The 15,132-nt window shown below is 59.2% G+C and carries 14 protein-coding genes and 1 tRNA gene; 4 read left to right on the top strand and 11 right to left on the bottom strand.

Translation table 11 applies throughout. The features are described from left to right. Positions 1-105: 105 nt before the first annotated feature. The 3 genes from MBENS4_RS16395 to MBENS4_RS16385 all read left to right on the top strand — a co-directional run bounded on the left by MBENS4_RS16395 (position 106) and on the right by MBENS4_RS16385 (position 2,431). Positions 106-915: an NAD kinase gene (locus MBENS4_RS16395; protein WP_039392863.1), complete on the top strand. Its 810-nt coding sequence runs from the start codon at positions 106-108 to the stop codon at positions 913-915. A 121-nt stretch (positions 916-1,036) separates the two neighbouring features. After that, positions 1,037-1,111 (top strand) — tRNA-Asn (locus tag MBENS4_RS16390). 162 nt (positions 1,112-1,273) lie between these two features. Next, entirely contained in the window at positions 1,274-2,431 is a 1,158-nt protein-coding gene (locus MBENS4_RS16385; RefSeq protein WP_039392862.1) for a tyrosine-type recombinase/integrase, read from the top strand. Positions 2,432-2,669: 238 nt separating this feature from the next. On the opposite strand, the gene MBENS4_RS26820 is transcribed toward MBENS4_RS16385, so the two are convergent. From MBENS4_RS26820 to MBENS4_RS16335, 11 genes are all read right to left on the bottom strand, one after another. After that, positions 2,670-3,635, bottom strand: coding sequence for a hypothetical protein (locus MBENS4_RS26820; protein ID WP_052322462.1), 966 nt, complete (start codon positions 3,633-3,635; stop codon positions 2,670-2,672). Between the two features lie 3 nt (positions 3,636-3,638). Further along, positions 3,639-5,717 (bottom strand): ORC-CDC6 family AAA ATPase, encoded by a 2,079-nt coding sequence (locus tag MBENS4_RS16375; protein WP_039392861.1) that lies wholly within the window; start codon positions 5,715-5,717, stop codon positions 3,639-3,641. Then, on the bottom strand, positions 5,717-6,691 hold the full coding sequence (locus MBENS4_RS16370; RefSeq protein WP_039392860.1) for a phosphoribosyltransferase-like protein: 975 nt from the start codon (positions 6,689-6,691) through the stop codon (positions 5,717-5,719). Before MBENS4_RS16370 ends, MBENS4_RS16375 begins: the two co-directional genes overlap by 1 nt. Then, positions 6,684-8,027 (bottom strand): hypothetical protein, encoded by a 1,344-nt coding sequence (locus tag MBENS4_RS16365; protein WP_084592205.1) that lies wholly within the window; start codon positions 8,025-8,027, stop codon positions 6,684-6,686. The genes MBENS4_RS16370 and MBENS4_RS16365 overlap by 8 nt, the downstream gene beginning before the upstream one ends. Positions 8,028-8,160: 133 nt before the next feature. Continuing rightward, positions 8,161-9,207: a thiamine-phosphate kinase gene (locus MBENS4_RS16360; protein WP_039392858.1), complete on the bottom strand. Its 1,047-nt coding sequence runs from the start codon at positions 9,205-9,207 to the stop codon at positions 8,161-8,163. Then, positions 9,204-9,890: a hypothetical protein gene (locus MBENS4_RS25455; RefSeq protein WP_144400970.1), complete on the bottom strand. Its 687-nt coding sequence runs from the start codon at positions 9,888-9,890 to the stop codon at positions 9,204-9,206. The genes MBENS4_RS16360 and MBENS4_RS25455 overlap by 4 nt, the downstream gene beginning before the upstream one ends. Beyond that, positions 9,887-10,675: a hypothetical protein gene (locus MBENS4_RS16355; RefSeq protein ID WP_039392857.1), complete on the bottom strand. Its 789-nt coding sequence runs from the start codon at positions 10,673-10,675 to the stop codon at positions 9,887-9,889. The genes MBENS4_RS25455 and MBENS4_RS16355 overlap by 4 nt, the downstream gene beginning before the upstream one ends. A 755-nt stretch (positions 10,676-11,430) precedes the next feature. After that, positions 11,431-11,631 carry a hypothetical protein gene (locus MBENS4_RS16350; protein ID WP_039392856.1) on the bottom strand — a complete coding sequence of 67 codons (201 nt, stop codon included), beginning with the start codon at positions 11,629-11,631 and terminating at the stop codon, positions 11,431-11,433. A gap of 33 nt (positions 11,632-11,664) precedes the next feature. Further along, positions 11,665-11,853 carry a helix-turn-helix domain-containing protein gene (locus MBENS4_RS16345; RefSeq protein WP_039392855.1) on the bottom strand — a complete coding sequence of 63 codons (189 nt, stop codon included), beginning with the start codon at positions 11,851-11,853 and terminating at the stop codon, positions 11,665-11,667. Next, complete coding sequence (locus tag MBENS4_RS16340) at positions 11,850-12,272, bottom strand: hypothetical protein (RefSeq protein ID WP_039392854.1); 423 nt, start codon at positions 12,270-12,272, stop codon at positions 11,850-11,852. Before MBENS4_RS16340 ends, MBENS4_RS16345 begins: the two co-directional genes overlap by 4 nt. A gap of 71 nt (positions 12,273-12,343) precedes the next feature. Next, positions 12,344-14,296: a DUF3363 domain-containing protein gene (locus MBENS4_RS16335; protein ID WP_242404985.1), complete on the bottom strand. Its 1,953-nt coding sequence runs from the start codon at positions 14,294-14,296 to the stop codon at positions 12,344-12,346. 363 nt (positions 14,297-14,659) lie between these two features. On the opposite strand from MBENS4_RS16335, the gene MBENS4_RS16330 reads away from it, so the two are divergent. Next, on the top strand, positions 14,660-15,022 hold the full coding sequence (locus MBENS4_RS16330; protein ID WP_039392853.1) for a hypothetical protein: 363 nt from the start codon (positions 14,660-14,662) through the stop codon (positions 15,020-15,022). The last annotated feature ends 110 nt before the right edge of the window (positions 15,023-15,132 follow it).

The following is a 15,132-nucleotide window of genomic DNA, read 5'->3' as shown; positions in this document are numbered from 1 at the left end:
CTCCTTTATGGCAAAGGCCTTGCCAAACCGTTCAAAATTTACCAGCCCCATGGCCCAGGCCGGGAACAGCTGTCCCGTTCGGGAACACATTGCTGCGGAGTTTCCATGAGTCAGATTTCCCCTTCGGATGAAGCGGTTAGCCCGCCCTTGCGGCTCGCCCTCATCCTCTCTGACAGCGCACAGGCTCAGACCCGCGCGGAGGAGCTGCGCGAGGCCCATCCTTGGGTGGAGCCCGAGGAGGCCGAAATCCTGGTGGTCGTGGGTGGCGATGGCTTCATGCTGCATGTGCTGCACGAGATGCTCGACAAGGGAATTTCCAAGCCCTGCTACGGCATCAACCTGGGAACCGTAGGCTTCCTCATGAACAGCCTCCATGGCGATGCGACCGTCCTCGAACGGATCCACGCCGCACGGCGCATTCCGGTCAGCCCGCTGCGCATGCACGCCACCACCCAGTCGGGCGAGGAATTCAGCTACTACGCGATCAACGAGGTCTCGCTCCTGCGCGAGACGCGCCAGACCGCCAAGCTGGAGATCCGTATCAACGGACGCGTGCGCATGGGCGAGATGGCGGGCGATGGCATTCTCGTGGCGACGCCGGTCGGTTCGACCGCCTACAACCTCTCCGCCAACGGGCCGATCCTGCCGCTGGGATGCCGCATGCTCGCCCTCACCCCGATCAGCCCCTTCCGCCCGCGCCGCTGGAAGGGCGCGATCCTGCCCGAGAGCGCCGAAGTGGAGTTCCGCATCCGCGAGCCAGGCAAGCGCCCGGTCGCGGCCGTCGCCGACCAGAAGGAAGTGCGCGACGTCCGCACCGTTCGGATAAGCACCTCGACCGAAAGGGAAATGACCCTACTCTTCGACCCCGGGTTCACCCTCGAGGAACGCATCTTCGCCGAACAATTCCAAGTCTGAGGCGGTTTTCTGCGAGCCCCTCAAAAAAAATCAAATTTTTGCCAAGATCAGGGTTGCCAACCCAAAACACCCTGCGTATAGGGCCAGTCCTGCCGCGGCGGTGGAAACACTGACTGGCTGCTCCCCGATAGCTCAGCGGTAGAGCCCTCGACTGTTAATCGAGTTGTCGTAGGTTCGAATCCTACTCGGGGAGCCACTTTCCTTTCCTCGGACGTTCACGAACGTCCGGGAAAGTCCCTCCAAACTTAGACATTTTGCTTCGCAAGCGTCCGCTCGCGTCCTTCCCTTTTCGCCCGTTTTGCGCTATGAGCGGGGGACGGAATGGGGGAACGAATTTCAGGCAAATGTTCGAATCTCGATGGGCAAACTGACACAGGCACATATCCGGGCGGCGCTGAGCAAGCCTGGACGGCACCATGACGGTGACGGGCTGATCCTGTTCGTTCGCGAATCCGGTCAGGCGAGCTGGGTCGCCCGCATTCAGCAAGACGGCGCGCGCCGAGAGTTCGGGTTAGGCGGCCTAAAGGCTGTTGGGCTCAGGGAAGCACGCGAAAAGGCCATGCTCGTAAAAGCGGCCCTCGTGGCCGGGCGCGATCCACACCTTGAGCTGAAGCCACCCAAAGAAATGACGCGTACGTTCCGGGAAGCTGCGCTAGGCTTTCTCGACGCCAAGTCCGCAGATGCAAAAATTTCCGATGCAAAGTACAAGCAAAACCTATCGCAGCTAAAGGCCTACGCCTTCCCCGCGCTTGGCAAGCTTCAGGTGCAAAGCATCGACGCCGACGTCATTGCCGCTTGCCTTCGTCCGATCTGGAGCACCAAGCCCGAAACGGCTCGCAAAGTTCGCAGCCTCATAATTCGCACACTGCGCTTTGCCCGGCCCGATGGCGCGTTGTTTATCGGCACACTGGGTCCAGCAGTTGCCGACCGTTTGCCTGCGCAGCCCAAGCGGGGGAACTTCGATGCGATGCCATACGCCGAATTACCCGCACTCATGGCTCGTCTAACCGACAAGGGAGGCATGGGCGCGCTAGCCTTGCGAGCGGTCATCCTGACCGCCGCTCGTAGCGGCGAGGTACGCGGTGCGACCTGGAACGAGATGGATCTCGAAGCTGCGGTCTGGACGGTCCCGGCTGAACGCATGAAGGCGCGCCGCATGCATCGCGTTCCGCTATCGCCTGAAGCGGTTGCGCTATTGCGCAAGGCGGCTTCGAAAAGGAGCCCAGAGACCGATCTGATTTTTCCATCTGCCAGTGGGAAAGCATTGAGCGACATGACGCTGACCAAGGCACTTCGTGACATGAAGGTCCTCTTCACGGTACATGGTTTCCGCTCGACATTTCGTGATTGGGCTGCGGAACAGACGAACTTTCCCGGTGAAGTGGCCGAAGCGGCCCTTGCCCACACGGTGCCCAAGGCAGTCGAGGCCGCCTATCGCCGCACAGATTTTTTCGATAAGCGCCGAGAATTGATGAATTCTTGGGCCAAATTTTCTATGCGCGTTGGTCGCGCGTGAGCTCCATCGCCAAGATTTCTGAGTAACCACAAGGCAGGGCTGCAACCGACCCTTCTAAGTCGTCCAGGGCCGGTTTTCGACTTCCCAAAAGCGGACATGTTCTCCTGCTTTCGTCCAGATCGCCCACTGTCAGGAAATTCGGACAATCCTGAAGGTCGGCTTATGACTTGGGCAAGAGAATAGGCCGTGCTCAGAACAGGTGGACAACCCGCCTTCATTTTCATGATTTGACCTGCGCTCAAAGCTCGACGCGGTATAGCCAGGCCCGAGCGAGATCAGTCCCAGTTTTTGCAGAGTACCCTTTGCTGAACGGAAACAATATCCGCGCACCGATCTGCTCGCAATCGAACAGGTGATAGAGGGCAAAGCCTAGCGCTTGAGGCTTGGTGCCGAGCGGGCAGAGCATGACGCTCGTGTCGGGCACACTTGACAACCGTCGCTCGATGATTTCGCGCAACACAGCCGCCGTCCCGAAGGGATCATTGGCAGGAGCGAAGGAGCGGTGGTACTCTGAGAATCCCGGATCGCCGAGTTCGTCGGCAACTTTACGCGACCGTAAGACGCTTTCCTGATACATGTCGGCGCGAAGCGATGGCAAACCGAAGATTTGATGCTTGTCCGCCTTGTCCTTCGTCTCGGCGACAGCTCCAAGAAGCCGGTCGTCGTAACCCATGCCGATTACTAGGAAATCGTTGCTGCCGCGGGCACTGGGAGAACCTTCGAACCCTCGCACCGGCCGAACATCGTAGATCGAGCCAGTTGAGAACGGTGTTTTCTCTTTAAGCGCATAGTGCCTCGGCTCAGCATAGATCAGATCGACGCACCGAAATCCGAGGCGTTTTAGATATAGAATCAGAAACATCAGATGCGGGCGCAAAATTCCAGTAATATCGATGCATAGCCGTGAGGTCGCTGGGTCTAAGGTGCCCGCGGCTATCAAGCCGTCGATCAAAGCGCGGCAATAAGTTGACTCATCCGAGCCCGACTGCGCGAATCGGTCGCCCTCCGGGAGATCTTCGGTGCCGAGCTCGTATTCCTCATGAATCAACCAGATTTTCTTGGCTGCGCGCACTTCGTTGAAAACAATCTTTATTCGCTCGCCAAGGTTGAATGCGGAGAGGAACAGGTCATATGATTCCAGGCGCTGCCAGCCGCTGGTGCCGTAGATCTCTTCGCGGAGAAAAAGGCCGTAATCAAAAGTCATCAATTAATCCTGAAATAAATCGGCCTGATCATCCCGATCATCTCTTAATTGAAGCTTGGTAGCCGGCCTTCGCGCCCGCTGAAAGGGTGCGTTCATGCGGCTCGACCAATCGACTTTAAGCAAGTTGAAGTCCTCTTGGGCGTTAGGATCAAAGATCGCGTCAAACTCTTTTTCGCCCAATGGCTTGATGCCGCGCCTTCCAGTTGCAAGTCCCCATTTTGGGACCAGCATTCTGTTTAACTGATACTTGCCAGTAATCTGCTCCGAATTGCGTTCCGCTTGCCCGCCCAGGATCTCCACTAGAAAGGAGTGGTCAAGCGCTAGACGCAGGGTCCGGCGCGCCGCATCTGACCCAATACTTTGGCTGACGCTGAAACCAATGAGGGAACATTCGACAGGATTGTCCGCATAACGATTGATTCGAAAAAGTTCCGCAAGGCGATCCGTGGCGATCAAGATGGCTCTGCCATCATCGCCCGCCCTGCTTAAATTGTTATAGAACCAGTCAGACGCTGCGAGCGCTCCCTTGCTTTCAGCATCAATGCTTATACTACCGACCTCGAATGGATGTTCGCCCTGGAATGTGGCCCAGTCGAATGTTTGCTTAAGCAAGGTTATCAGCGCGCGGGGTTGCCCTTCGGACATGCGGGTGAATTCATCGAGGCCGCCATAGGCCTGACGGACCGACGCTTCCCGATACATCTGTGCTACTAAGTCCGATTTATAATGATCGAGCTTCTGACGATAGCGCCCCTTTTGACGCGTCATGATAAAATCAGCGCAGTCGTCCCGGACGTTTGCAGCCGCATTGCACACGTTGGAGTTCTTGGCCCAGGCATTGAACACGATTACCGTATTTAGCTTTTCGAGAAGGGGCGCGTCAGCGACTGCCGTATCGCACATTATCTGATCGATGTGCGCTGCCTCGGATACGCCTGGGACTTCACCGCGTGCCATGTATGCCTCGAGCGCAGACCGAAGCCGAGCCATGTGCAGGCGCTCCCCAGATGGTGCTGATTTGACGAGGCTCATGAACACCGGGTCGAAAGGGTCGCGCTTGGGTTCCTCGAACCATTCAGACAGTTTCCGTCCGCGTCCTGATAGACCAGAACGAGAATGTGGCCAGAAACTTTCCAGTCTCCTTTCCACTAGATTGCTGACGAGGCTGCGATACGTGGTTTCGTTGCGACGGAATAACTGGTCCAGCCGCAGTTCTTCGAACTCAGAATCCTTGAGGTTGATCTCTCCGGCGCTCATTGTCTCGTGCGTTTTGATTCCGAATTGCCGCGCGCCGATCTTCAGGCTCGCTGGGCCGTTCCTAGCCCTCACTAGTGTATTGACGTGCTTCTGCTGCGCTTCAGTGAGATTTTCCATTTCATCGATCTGATACGCGAACAGAATACCGGAGAGTTCGGGGATGCATGCCTGCACCGCTTGCGGAATTCCAAAGATCAACCTCCCCCGGCTGGCGGTGATGTTCAGCTTTAGTTGTCCGGTGAAGGCGGCATTGTTCACTTCGGCGTCGAGCGCGCGGCGCCGCCCCTCAAACTCGCCGATCAAATCCGAAAAGCTCCTGCCAACCGGAGCATCGATGTCAAAAAGTCTGCCTATCTCGGCGCAAAGAGCGGGCGTTTTGTCAACTGAGTCGCTCGCGAAGACGAGTTCCTCCGCCACGCGAAGCGCAGCGACGCCGAGCGATAGTTCTAGGTAATAGGAAAATACCTCATGCCAAGCTTCAGCCGACTGGTCCTTACCTTGAAATCTTCCTGTCTCCAAACCGCTGCACAGCATATAGATGCCGACGTAACCATCCCGCCTGGCGCCATCGCATAACCCGAGCTGATCGCGCGCAAATCGCTTCTTCTGAAGCGGAAATGAAGCATAGCGCATTAGATGCGTTTTGCCGCTGCCCTTGCTGCCCAAGATGTAAGTGGGCATCGGCGAGGCGAACCTCCCAGAGCTAAAAAGAGACTGCGGCTTGTCGGGCGACGCGATGTCGACCCACAGGTCAAGAATCTGATCGTCACTCAGATCGTTTGCCTTGGTCAGGCTGAACGGATTGTCGGGTTCGATCCCTGCCATCACCAGAAAACCTTCGGGTATCGTCTAAATATCGGGAGCCAGGGTAAGGGTGCAGTATTATCGCTCCAGAATATCGGAAGACTATTGTCGGGCGTATTGTGTGCAAAGCCGATAAATAACTGGCCGTCGTCATAGCCGAGTGGATGGCCAGGCAAGAGCTGGTCGCCATAGCGCCGGCAAGTAGCTTCGATCGCGGGCCGCAGGAGGGCCAGTGTTTCGTCGACAAACAAGCGTGACTCGGGGGCGAAGGCCCGAAACGAATCGTCGAGCTCCATCACCGGAGCGACAAGATCGAACTCAGTACAACCTCTCAGATATTCAATACCCGTGGAAAGCCCGAAGAGCGGGTAATAATATGTGCGGATAGCCGCATCGATGCGCTTGAGGGGGGCCACGATGTTTTTGGCATACTCCTCGGCTTGGTGGCCGGAACCGCACAGGTCGTCAATAAACACGTATCGCGAGATCGTGGGATCGCGTAGGCTTACTGACCCGCTCATTCCCACACTGGATAAATCGAATATATCAGAGGCGTGAATGAATAGGTCCTTCGGCAACGAATTCTCCTGCCGGAAATAATATAGCAGGAGCGCGCTGCTTTCCGATGGGTTGCCGAGCGATACAAAGCGCGTGCGATCAAGATCGCTATGCACCTGTCTGGCGATCGCGGTAAAGTCGACCGACGCGCCGAGGCGGGTCCTGACCTCCTTAGCCACCTGCGGCCGAAACGTATCGCGATAGAGCGAACGAAGCAGGGCGCGGATCTCGTTCACGCCGAAATACATGAAGTTTGAAAGCAGCCGGAGCGCATGTAGCTGTTCGTCGGCCGCAGGATCGGCATCCTCGTCGAACTGCTCGAGCCATTTGATCACTTGCGGCCAAGCGGCCCGGCGCTCCCAGATCGACTTGTGAAGAGTCATAATCTTCGCCTGAAGTTCATTGACGATCACATCGTGCGCGCTGCGGCTATACATTGATCGGATCGCGCGTAAGCAGGAAGACCGATTCCTGTTGAATTACTCCCGCCGTACGGTTTCGCTTGGTCATCAACCCGCGAGAATCGATCGAATCGATCAGATGTAGTTGCGTCGCGAAACCGGCACGCCAAGCCAGCTGTTCTAGGAACGCCGGCGTTGGAAACTCGAGGCCTGCGACCAGATTGGGGCCGACGACGAGGACGAGTTGCGCCCCGGGCCTCATAACCCGGGCGAGCTCGGCCAAAGCATCCCGCATCTCGAGCAGGTATCTTTGCGCGATTCGCGCGCGAAGCACGTTTCGCACTGCGATCTCGTCAAGCAAGGCATCTGCGACGGGGATTCCGATACCGTCACTCTGCCAGGTCTCATCGCGTCCCAAGTGCTCCCTGCCGATCGACATCCGTTCATGTGGGCGCAGCTTGCATTCAGGCGTGAAGCCAAGCCAGCCGAGAGAAAGGCTTGACGCGCGGATATATTTCTGCGCCCCGACATAGGGCGGCGACGTGATCGCAATGTCGATCGCTGCATCGGGGAGCTTGAGGGAGCGGGCGTCGTCGAAGATTGTGACGGAGCTCCCCGCGCAGCTCTCACGCACCTGACGCGATCGTCGACTATTCTGATTGACGATACTCCAGAACACGCCCGCCACATCCACGCTTTCGAGGCGCTTAAGTCGCCGCAGGACCTCTTCGCCTTTAGCGCCGTAGCGCGCGCTTCGCGCAGGGTTGATCCTGACGGGGACCGAAAGCCTCGGATCGGCGTAGCTTACGCGCTTGACGGTAGCAGAGAAACTGGTGTCGAATAGTGGCCGATGGTGCAGTGATACGCATTGCAAGATGGCTGCCCGCAATTTGCCGAGCGTTTGCGATATCCGGTCTGAGAACCAGTATTCCCGGTTGACGACGTCGGGAATGTCGGGCTCCAGCAGTGGATAGCGCTGCATAATTAGCGCCAGCTCCTCGCTCACCAACTCGCGGTCGATTGGGGTCAGCTTCGCCCGCGTCACTAGCCGGGCCAAGGGGTTGGAGTCGGAACCAAAGGGACGCAGTCCCGCAAGAGCCGCCTCGTAAAGGACGGTGCCAGAACCGCAAAATGGGTCGAGAAGTTTGCTTCCACTATCTGGGGCAAGAGCCGCTAGAAAAAACTGTGGGATATTGACCAGCAGCTTTGCCGGATAGGGATGAATGGCGTGCGCGCCACGACTCGGCGTAGCTGAAGGCATGAGGCGCCGAAAGTTGACCTCAACCGCAGTACCTTCGGATCGGAAGCGAGAGATAAGTGTATCGAGGGTAGGCCGCTCGTGGTGGGAAAGTGGCTCAGCGCGTGCGGTCATTAATCGTCATTGCCCTTTCGCTTTTGGAATAGCCACTGTCGCGAGGAAAGCAAGTTTTGCTAATCGGCGCCCTCGAGAGTTTGTCGCTGACGACAGGCTCCCGAACGCATACCCACGCACGGCTGTGCCGCTCCTAGATCGGACGCAGCTCCAGACACGCTTCGAGTTCGTCGAAATAACTGTCTTGGTCCTCCATACGTCGCCGGAAATGCTCGTTTTCGAAAATCGAGACTTCGAAAAGGCTGTCGCGCCTAACGAACAGCCCGGGTTCGTCGACCACGGTACCCACGATCGCAATTGTCAGACCGGCCAGCCGCAAATCCTCGATCCGCGCCTTATCCTCAGGTGCGATGGCGTAGACTATGCCCCAATCGCCGACCCCGAAGGCGTAGTTAAGGAGATCTACACCGCGTTCCAACGCGTTGCGAATAGCCAAGAAGTGGAACGGCAACGCAGCGAAATCCAGGACTGCCCCGGCCCCAGCGACCAAGACTTGCCCAACGCTCGACGCCAAGCCGTCACTGAGATCGCAAGCCGAGCGAATACCTGCGATTTGCGACAAGGCGCGCGCCTCGCGCCATGCCGCACTTGGTTCGCACAGGTAGCGCAATGCCTCGCCAGCAGCGGCTTGGGACACACATTGCCGATATCCACCGAGGAACCCACCAAGCTGCCCTGCCAGTACAAGAAGGTCGCCCGGAAGTCCTTGACGCCGGTCGTGGTGCCGGCCCTTTGGGATTGTCCCGACTGCCGAGCCGACGATGTTGAGACCAATGGTCTCCTTGGTGTCGCCGCCGAGGAATGCGATATCACATCTTTCGCACTCCTCGGCGGCGCCCCTGATGATTTCCTCGGCGATGCTAGCAGGCGTGTCGGGGGCAAGACTGAGTGACAGCATGAAGCCCTTCGGGTCGCCCCCAACCGCCAGGATGTCGCTACAGTTCGCGGTGACAGCGATGCGTCCCCAGACGCGGTAGTCGGCCCAGCCATTCAACGAAGCGATAGGCGATGCCGCACGATCGATCTTCATCACCAGGTCATGCTCGAGGCCAAGGTCGATCACGCTGGCATCGTGGCCGAAGCCGTTCACGAAGCGGGGATCGACACTGAGCTTAGGAAGGATTCGAGCGAGGAATCCTTTCTCGCCAAGGTCCAACATCGTGGCTGACGAACCGGTCATAGGCCCGGGCTTTCGAGCATCAATGCGAGCCGTTCCCGCGATAGGGATTCCATGCTTCTGATCTTTCTATGCTCGCGGATATCGGCGGCGCGGAAAACGCGAGCCGCAGGCTTAATACACGACGACTGAAACTGGACAGTGATCGCAAAATCGGTCAGCGGCAGAGCTCGGTGAAGCTGGCTATGATGGAGCAACAATGCCTCAGGAGCAGCTACAGTTTGCTCGTCCACTAGTGCGAGCCGTTGGCCTTCACCCGGCGCGCTTTCGCTTTCATCGCAGCATCCCGCCCTGTAGTGCAAGGCGTCAAAGGCGATTGCTTCCGCAGTATCGCATGGCTCGAAAAAGCTGTGACGGATCTCACCAGCGATACAGATCGAAACGAAATTATAGCAATGATCGTGGATATCGTGAGCATACGCATCTGACCAGTCGCCACACCAAACATGGACGGCGATGCGCGGTTGTTCAAGCGTCCAGGCCGACAAAGGAATCCTGGCGAAGCCCAAAGGGTGAATCACACTTTCGCCACCATCGCGCAGCACCGCAGCGGCGCGATGTAATGCCGCAGCGGCGATTCTCGTTCGCTCGACATAATTCCACGGGATTGTTGCATATTTCGTATCTTCGAGGCGCGCTCCCGCCGCTTCCAACAAACCACCGGTTTCGCAAATGGGAAGAGTCATTTGATTACGGCATCGATTGCGTTGGGTATGCGATCATCTTGGAAGATCGCGCGATAGTGGTCGCGCAGGTGGCGGAAAACATCGCCATTCTTTTCTGCACTCTTCGGGTGGGCCATCGCCTCTTCGATCGTAAGCCATTTATACTTTCGCGACTGCAATTCGAATTCCCTGCAGCGGAACTGGGCCGCATGCCTCCCCGTAACCCTCATGATGTAAAAGGCGAAGCGGTAGTTGGTCATCTTGCCCGTGGCTGCGGAAATCTTTTCGGAATCTAATACGTGGCCATCCAGTTCACGCGCAGAAAGCTCATTCTTCGACAGGCCGAACCGGTCCGCTGCGGGTTCCGACACGTCTTCGGGATCGGACTGGCCTTCATGTAGTCGGACATAGGGAAGCAGAAAGCAGTCCCAAACCTCGTCATGATAAACGAGCAGTTGCGCGACCCCGCGCGAGTCCATGGCTTTGAAGAGAGCTATACCATAGTGGCGCGGGCGTGAGATACTTTCGGCGCAGATGGAATTCATTAGCTCATTGAGGTCCTGACCGCGAATTGCGCGTGCAATCGCGATGACCATCGTGACGAACGCGGCGGCCAAACCGAGCATGGCGAGGAGACGCCACTGCTCGGCCGAAAGGCCGGCGAAGTTCGCTTTGAAGTCGGATACGACGAGCGTAAACAGAAGGGTGACGGCAATACCAAGTGGGGTCCACCAGAAGACACGATCCTTAGCCCTGTCAGCAAAGATGCGGATCAGGTTCTCAAGCCGGTAGAAATTGATCGACACCGTATCGACGTAGTTTCGTGGACGGTTTTGCCCCCGCCCCCCGAGTTTTCCATGCACTATCTATTCACCCCTCAAATATCTCGGCTGCGGCTAGTCGACTGCGATCATAGTCAAGTTGCAACGTAAGCGGGAGTACAAATCCTCCGTGCCAAAAATCTGATTTCCGATCCAACCGCAATCCCGGATACGGGTGAATAGGATCGACGCCCAGTACATTCGTTTACGGTTGATGGAAACCCACCGGGTCCTCGCGAAATTTGAGCACATCGATCGCCTAGACTTCGGAAATTACAACGCGCAGCAAGATAGAGTGTCATCAGCTCGGGATTGGAAATTTCAGCAAACTTCCTCGGGTCGCAAAGCAGCTGTTCGAGAACGGTTATTAAGGGGGTAGGCATTCATTTTCATCAATCTCTGCCGTCGCCCGCCCCTGGGTATTCAATTCTGCGCACCCTGAACATTCTCACCCGAAACGGCATCAGTTTCGGGACTTCTGGTAAACGGCGGCCGGCTTTGACGGTTTAACGTCTGCTAAGTGAGCGCCAACGGACGGTAGCTTCGCTTCTACTCGGCGTCCGGAACCGAAAATGCGGCCCTCCGAAGCCGACGGTCGCGAAGGTCCCAAAAGCGGTCGTCACAGCGTGTCGTCGAGAATGTCCGCATTCCTCGGGCGGCTTCCCCGAACCTGACTGTCGCGGATGTCCCATCAGCGGCCAGTCCAACTACCTCGATCGAGCTTCTGATCGATGGATAGCCTAACGATCCCTCGCCTCCGCCTCATCCATCTCTTTCTCCCAGTTTCGCAACGCATCCATGATCCGCCGGATGAGAACGTAGTCCTGATCGCCGAGCAACTGGTTGCAATCGCCGGCGAACTCACGGCGCAGCTTCATCGGCATGGTCACGATACTGGCGGTGATGACCGCCTCGATACGGCGCAGGTCCAGGGTATTCATGGGATCGATCTCCTTTCGTGATTGTCGGGACGTTCAGCCCTTCTCGATAAGTCCGCGCAGACTGGCGTAGGGCACGAGGGTGATCGCCCCCACCTTGACAACCTCGATGCGGCCTTCGGCGATGAGTTCGTAAAGCTTGGAACGCCCGATCCCGGTGAGCCGACAGGCCTCGGGTATGCGCACCGAGATGGGCTCGGTCGGGGCTTGGGTCTTGTCGCTCATAGATCGAACTCCTGCTGGATTTCCGGTTTGGGATCAGGGCCCGGCGCCTTGCCCTTCGCGGCAAGCTCACCAGCCATGCGCACGAACTGCTCGTAGCGAAGCTTGCCCAGGTGGCGGGTCTCGGCGTCGAAGGCGGGGTGGTGCGCGGTCATCGTGAGCTGATGGCGCACCAGCAAACCGACCACTTCGGTGAGATGCGCCATCTGCCGTTCGAGGGCTTCACTGGCCTTCACCTGACGGGCAAGCGTCACCCCGAACTTCGCTTCGATCGCCTGCCCCTCCTCGGCCGCGAACCACGCGGTCAGCGCCTTTGTCAGGACGTCGGTCTTCGAGCTCTCGGGCGCGGCGGCGGCCACCTCGAGCTTGGCCGAGAGAACGTCGGGCAGGTAGAACTGATGGCGGGTCTTGGTCGTCTGCATGCGCACGAGGATGCACCGGCGCGCGATGGTCCGACAGAACCTCTCCGGTGCCAGCTAGGGCCCCTGCCGATCTACATGCCGATTTCCGGACCGCGATCGCGGCCCTTGCCGATGGTCCAGCTGATCGCGCCTCCGCGCTGAATCCCCGAGACAAAGCGGCCCCGCTCACGTTCGAGCACCGGCTGCCAGGGGACCAGCGTGAAGTCGCGCGAACGCGCGACCACGGCGAACTTGTCCTCGCCAATCTGGACGGGCTGCTTGTAGATGCCCTCCAGATACCCGCCCTTGCTCTGCGAATAGTCGAGGCCCAGCTCCTTCGCGAGCTGCCCGGCGACGCGCGTCAGCTCGCGCTGTTTGAGGCTCGCGATCAGGTCGGGCTTGTAAACCATCGCCTCCCCTTCCTGCCGGGCCAGGTCCTGCTCGATCAGCCATTGCTGGCGCCGTGCGAGCCCATCGCGGATTTCGACGCCGATCTTGCCGTCAAGTTGCAGCCGTCCGGGCTCCAGGCATTTGCGGTCAAGCCAGGTCGGACCGTCGTGACGGGCAAGGCTCGTCAGGTCGCGCTCGGTTACCACAGAGACTTGCACGGGCTGGCGCTGGCCACGGGCCTGTTCGTAGCCCTCAACGAGCGCGGTGTGATCGCGTCCGATCGCCCAGCTGCCATCGCTTGCGCGCTCCAGCTTCCGGGTCGCCTTGCGGATCGCTTCGAGCCTTCGGACATGCGCCTCGGCAAAGGTGCGCGTCGCGCCCGGATCGTGGGCCTGGTGCGCGGCAATGCTGTAGCGCCCTCCATTCGCCTCAGCGACCTCCATGATGGTCTTGTCCGAGGCGCGCAGGCCGTGGCGGCTGGGCGCGATCTCGACCAGGCGCCCGGTCATCGCCCCATCGGCCAGATCGTGGCCCAGATCGACGTAGTGCGAGCGCCCGTCGGTCGCCTCGACGATGAGGTAGTGGCGATCGCGGATTTCATCGGAGAGCCCGCGCGCCTGGATACGGCCAAGCAGCTCCTGGCTCTTGCCCGGTTCGTAGATCGCGTAGTCATGCGCCAGCACCTGCGGGGTGGCTTTCAACTCGCGGTGCATGGTGGCGATGATGTCGTGGCGCGTCCCCATGCTCCGCAGCGACGCTTCCAGCCCCTCTTCGAGCCGGTAGCGCCCTTTGCCCTCCTCGTGGGCCAGTCCCATGCGCTGGAGGGTGCCGAGCCGAGCGGCACGCAAGGCCTGCTCGGCCGGGTCGCGGTGCCAGGCCGAAGCCATGCCGTTCTCGTCGCGATCGCGCAGCAGGCGGCGGTCGATCCCGGTGAAGCGTTCCTGGCTCACTTCGCGCGCGTTGCCTTGCGCGATCTCGTGCTCGGTGCGCGGGCCCAGATCGCGGTTGACGATGTCGCTCGCGCGTCCGGCGATGCCGTGGCGGATGTAGTCGCGGGCAATGATCAGATTGTGCCCGCGTTCATCGACACCGCGCACAACGATATGGGTGTGGGGATGGCCGGTGTTGAAGTGGTCGACCGCGACCCAGTCGAGGCGCGTGCCCAGGTCCTTCTCGACGTCCTTCATGAGATCGCGGGTCAGTGGCTTGAGGTCCGGATATTGCGCTCCGTCCTCGGCCGAGACGATGAAGCGGAACTGGTGGCGATCGCCAGTGCCGCGTTCGAGGAAAGCCTTGCCGTCGACCTCGTCGCGATCAGGGCCGTAAAGATCGCCACGTTCGCCCTCGCGCGTGGTGCCGTCGCGCTGCAGATAGCGCAGGTGCGCGGCGGCGGCCTTGCCGCCCTTCCCCGCCAGCTTCACGAAGCGCGCCTTGACGATCACGCGCCGGGCGCGCGGATTGGAAAAACGCCCGGCGTTTCCCAGCACCGTTCCGATCGTTGATCCCCGCCCTATCCGGCTGCCGGTAAACCGACCACGGGCCAGGGCCTTGCGGGCTCCGTACCCTCCGGCCTGGTTGACCGCGCGGCGCAGGTCGTGGCGAAGGGGGCGCTCCTTGCCCATATGGCCAAGCCAGACATCGAAGTCGTCGTCCATCAGGTTCACCTCCAGGTCCAAAAGACCCGATGAGGGAGGACCGCCCCAACGCTTCAAGGTCCTCCACCGATGTCTCGCGCCAAACCCACGCAAATCCATGCGATTTTCCCGCGCAATCTCGTCGTGGAGGCACGCGAGCATCGCCAAGCACACCTAATCTCCCACAAAAACGATGTGCAGACAGATAGTTAGCAGGGGGTGCGAGACACCTGCCTTTACCTTGCCTTACGCCCTATTCCCCTCTCCTGCGATCACCCCCGTCTGCCTCCCCTCATCCGACCCGCCGAGGAAACGGCCTTCACGATGTTCGCTCTATGTTCTATACCAGAGCACCCGCATCGAGTCGCATGGAGGCATGGCAGCATGGGTGTTCACATTGAGGTTGGAGGCAAATCGAGCCTGCTTCTGACAGGCGATATCGAGACGCGTCTCGATGTGCCTGCGCGCGGGATTGCCGAGGGCTTCTCGCTGGCGTTTTCGGATGGAACCTTGCTGCGTGGGACGTTTCTGGACGATGCTTCCAGCTGCCGTTTTGCCCTCGCGGTCGAAGGCGCGGCACAAGTTTGCATCACGCGTCACGAAGACGGTGACCGGGTCGATCTGGACTCAAATTTCGAGTGGATCACGCTCGCTTGCGGCCAGGAAACCCTGCAGCCGGAAGCCGCCGATGCGGACGAGGATGTGCTGCAATTGACCCTCGACATCGTGGTCGAAGAGAGCGTTTAAAGAGGAAAGGAAGCCAGCCGATCAGCTGGCTTCGCGGGCGGTCTCTTCGAGCTGGGCGATGCGTTCGGAGCACACGGTCTGGACGACGCGGCCAAGCTCCTCGACCTGTT

The organism is Novosphingobium sp. MBES04, assembly GCF_000813185.1.
Classification (GTDB): Bacteria; Pseudomonadota; Alphaproteobacteria; order Sphingomonadales; family Sphingomonadaceae; genus Novosphingobium; species Novosphingobium decolorationis.
The sequence above is the reverse complement of the archived record's forward strand: the minus strand, read 5'-3'. Positions and strand labels throughout refer to the sequence as shown.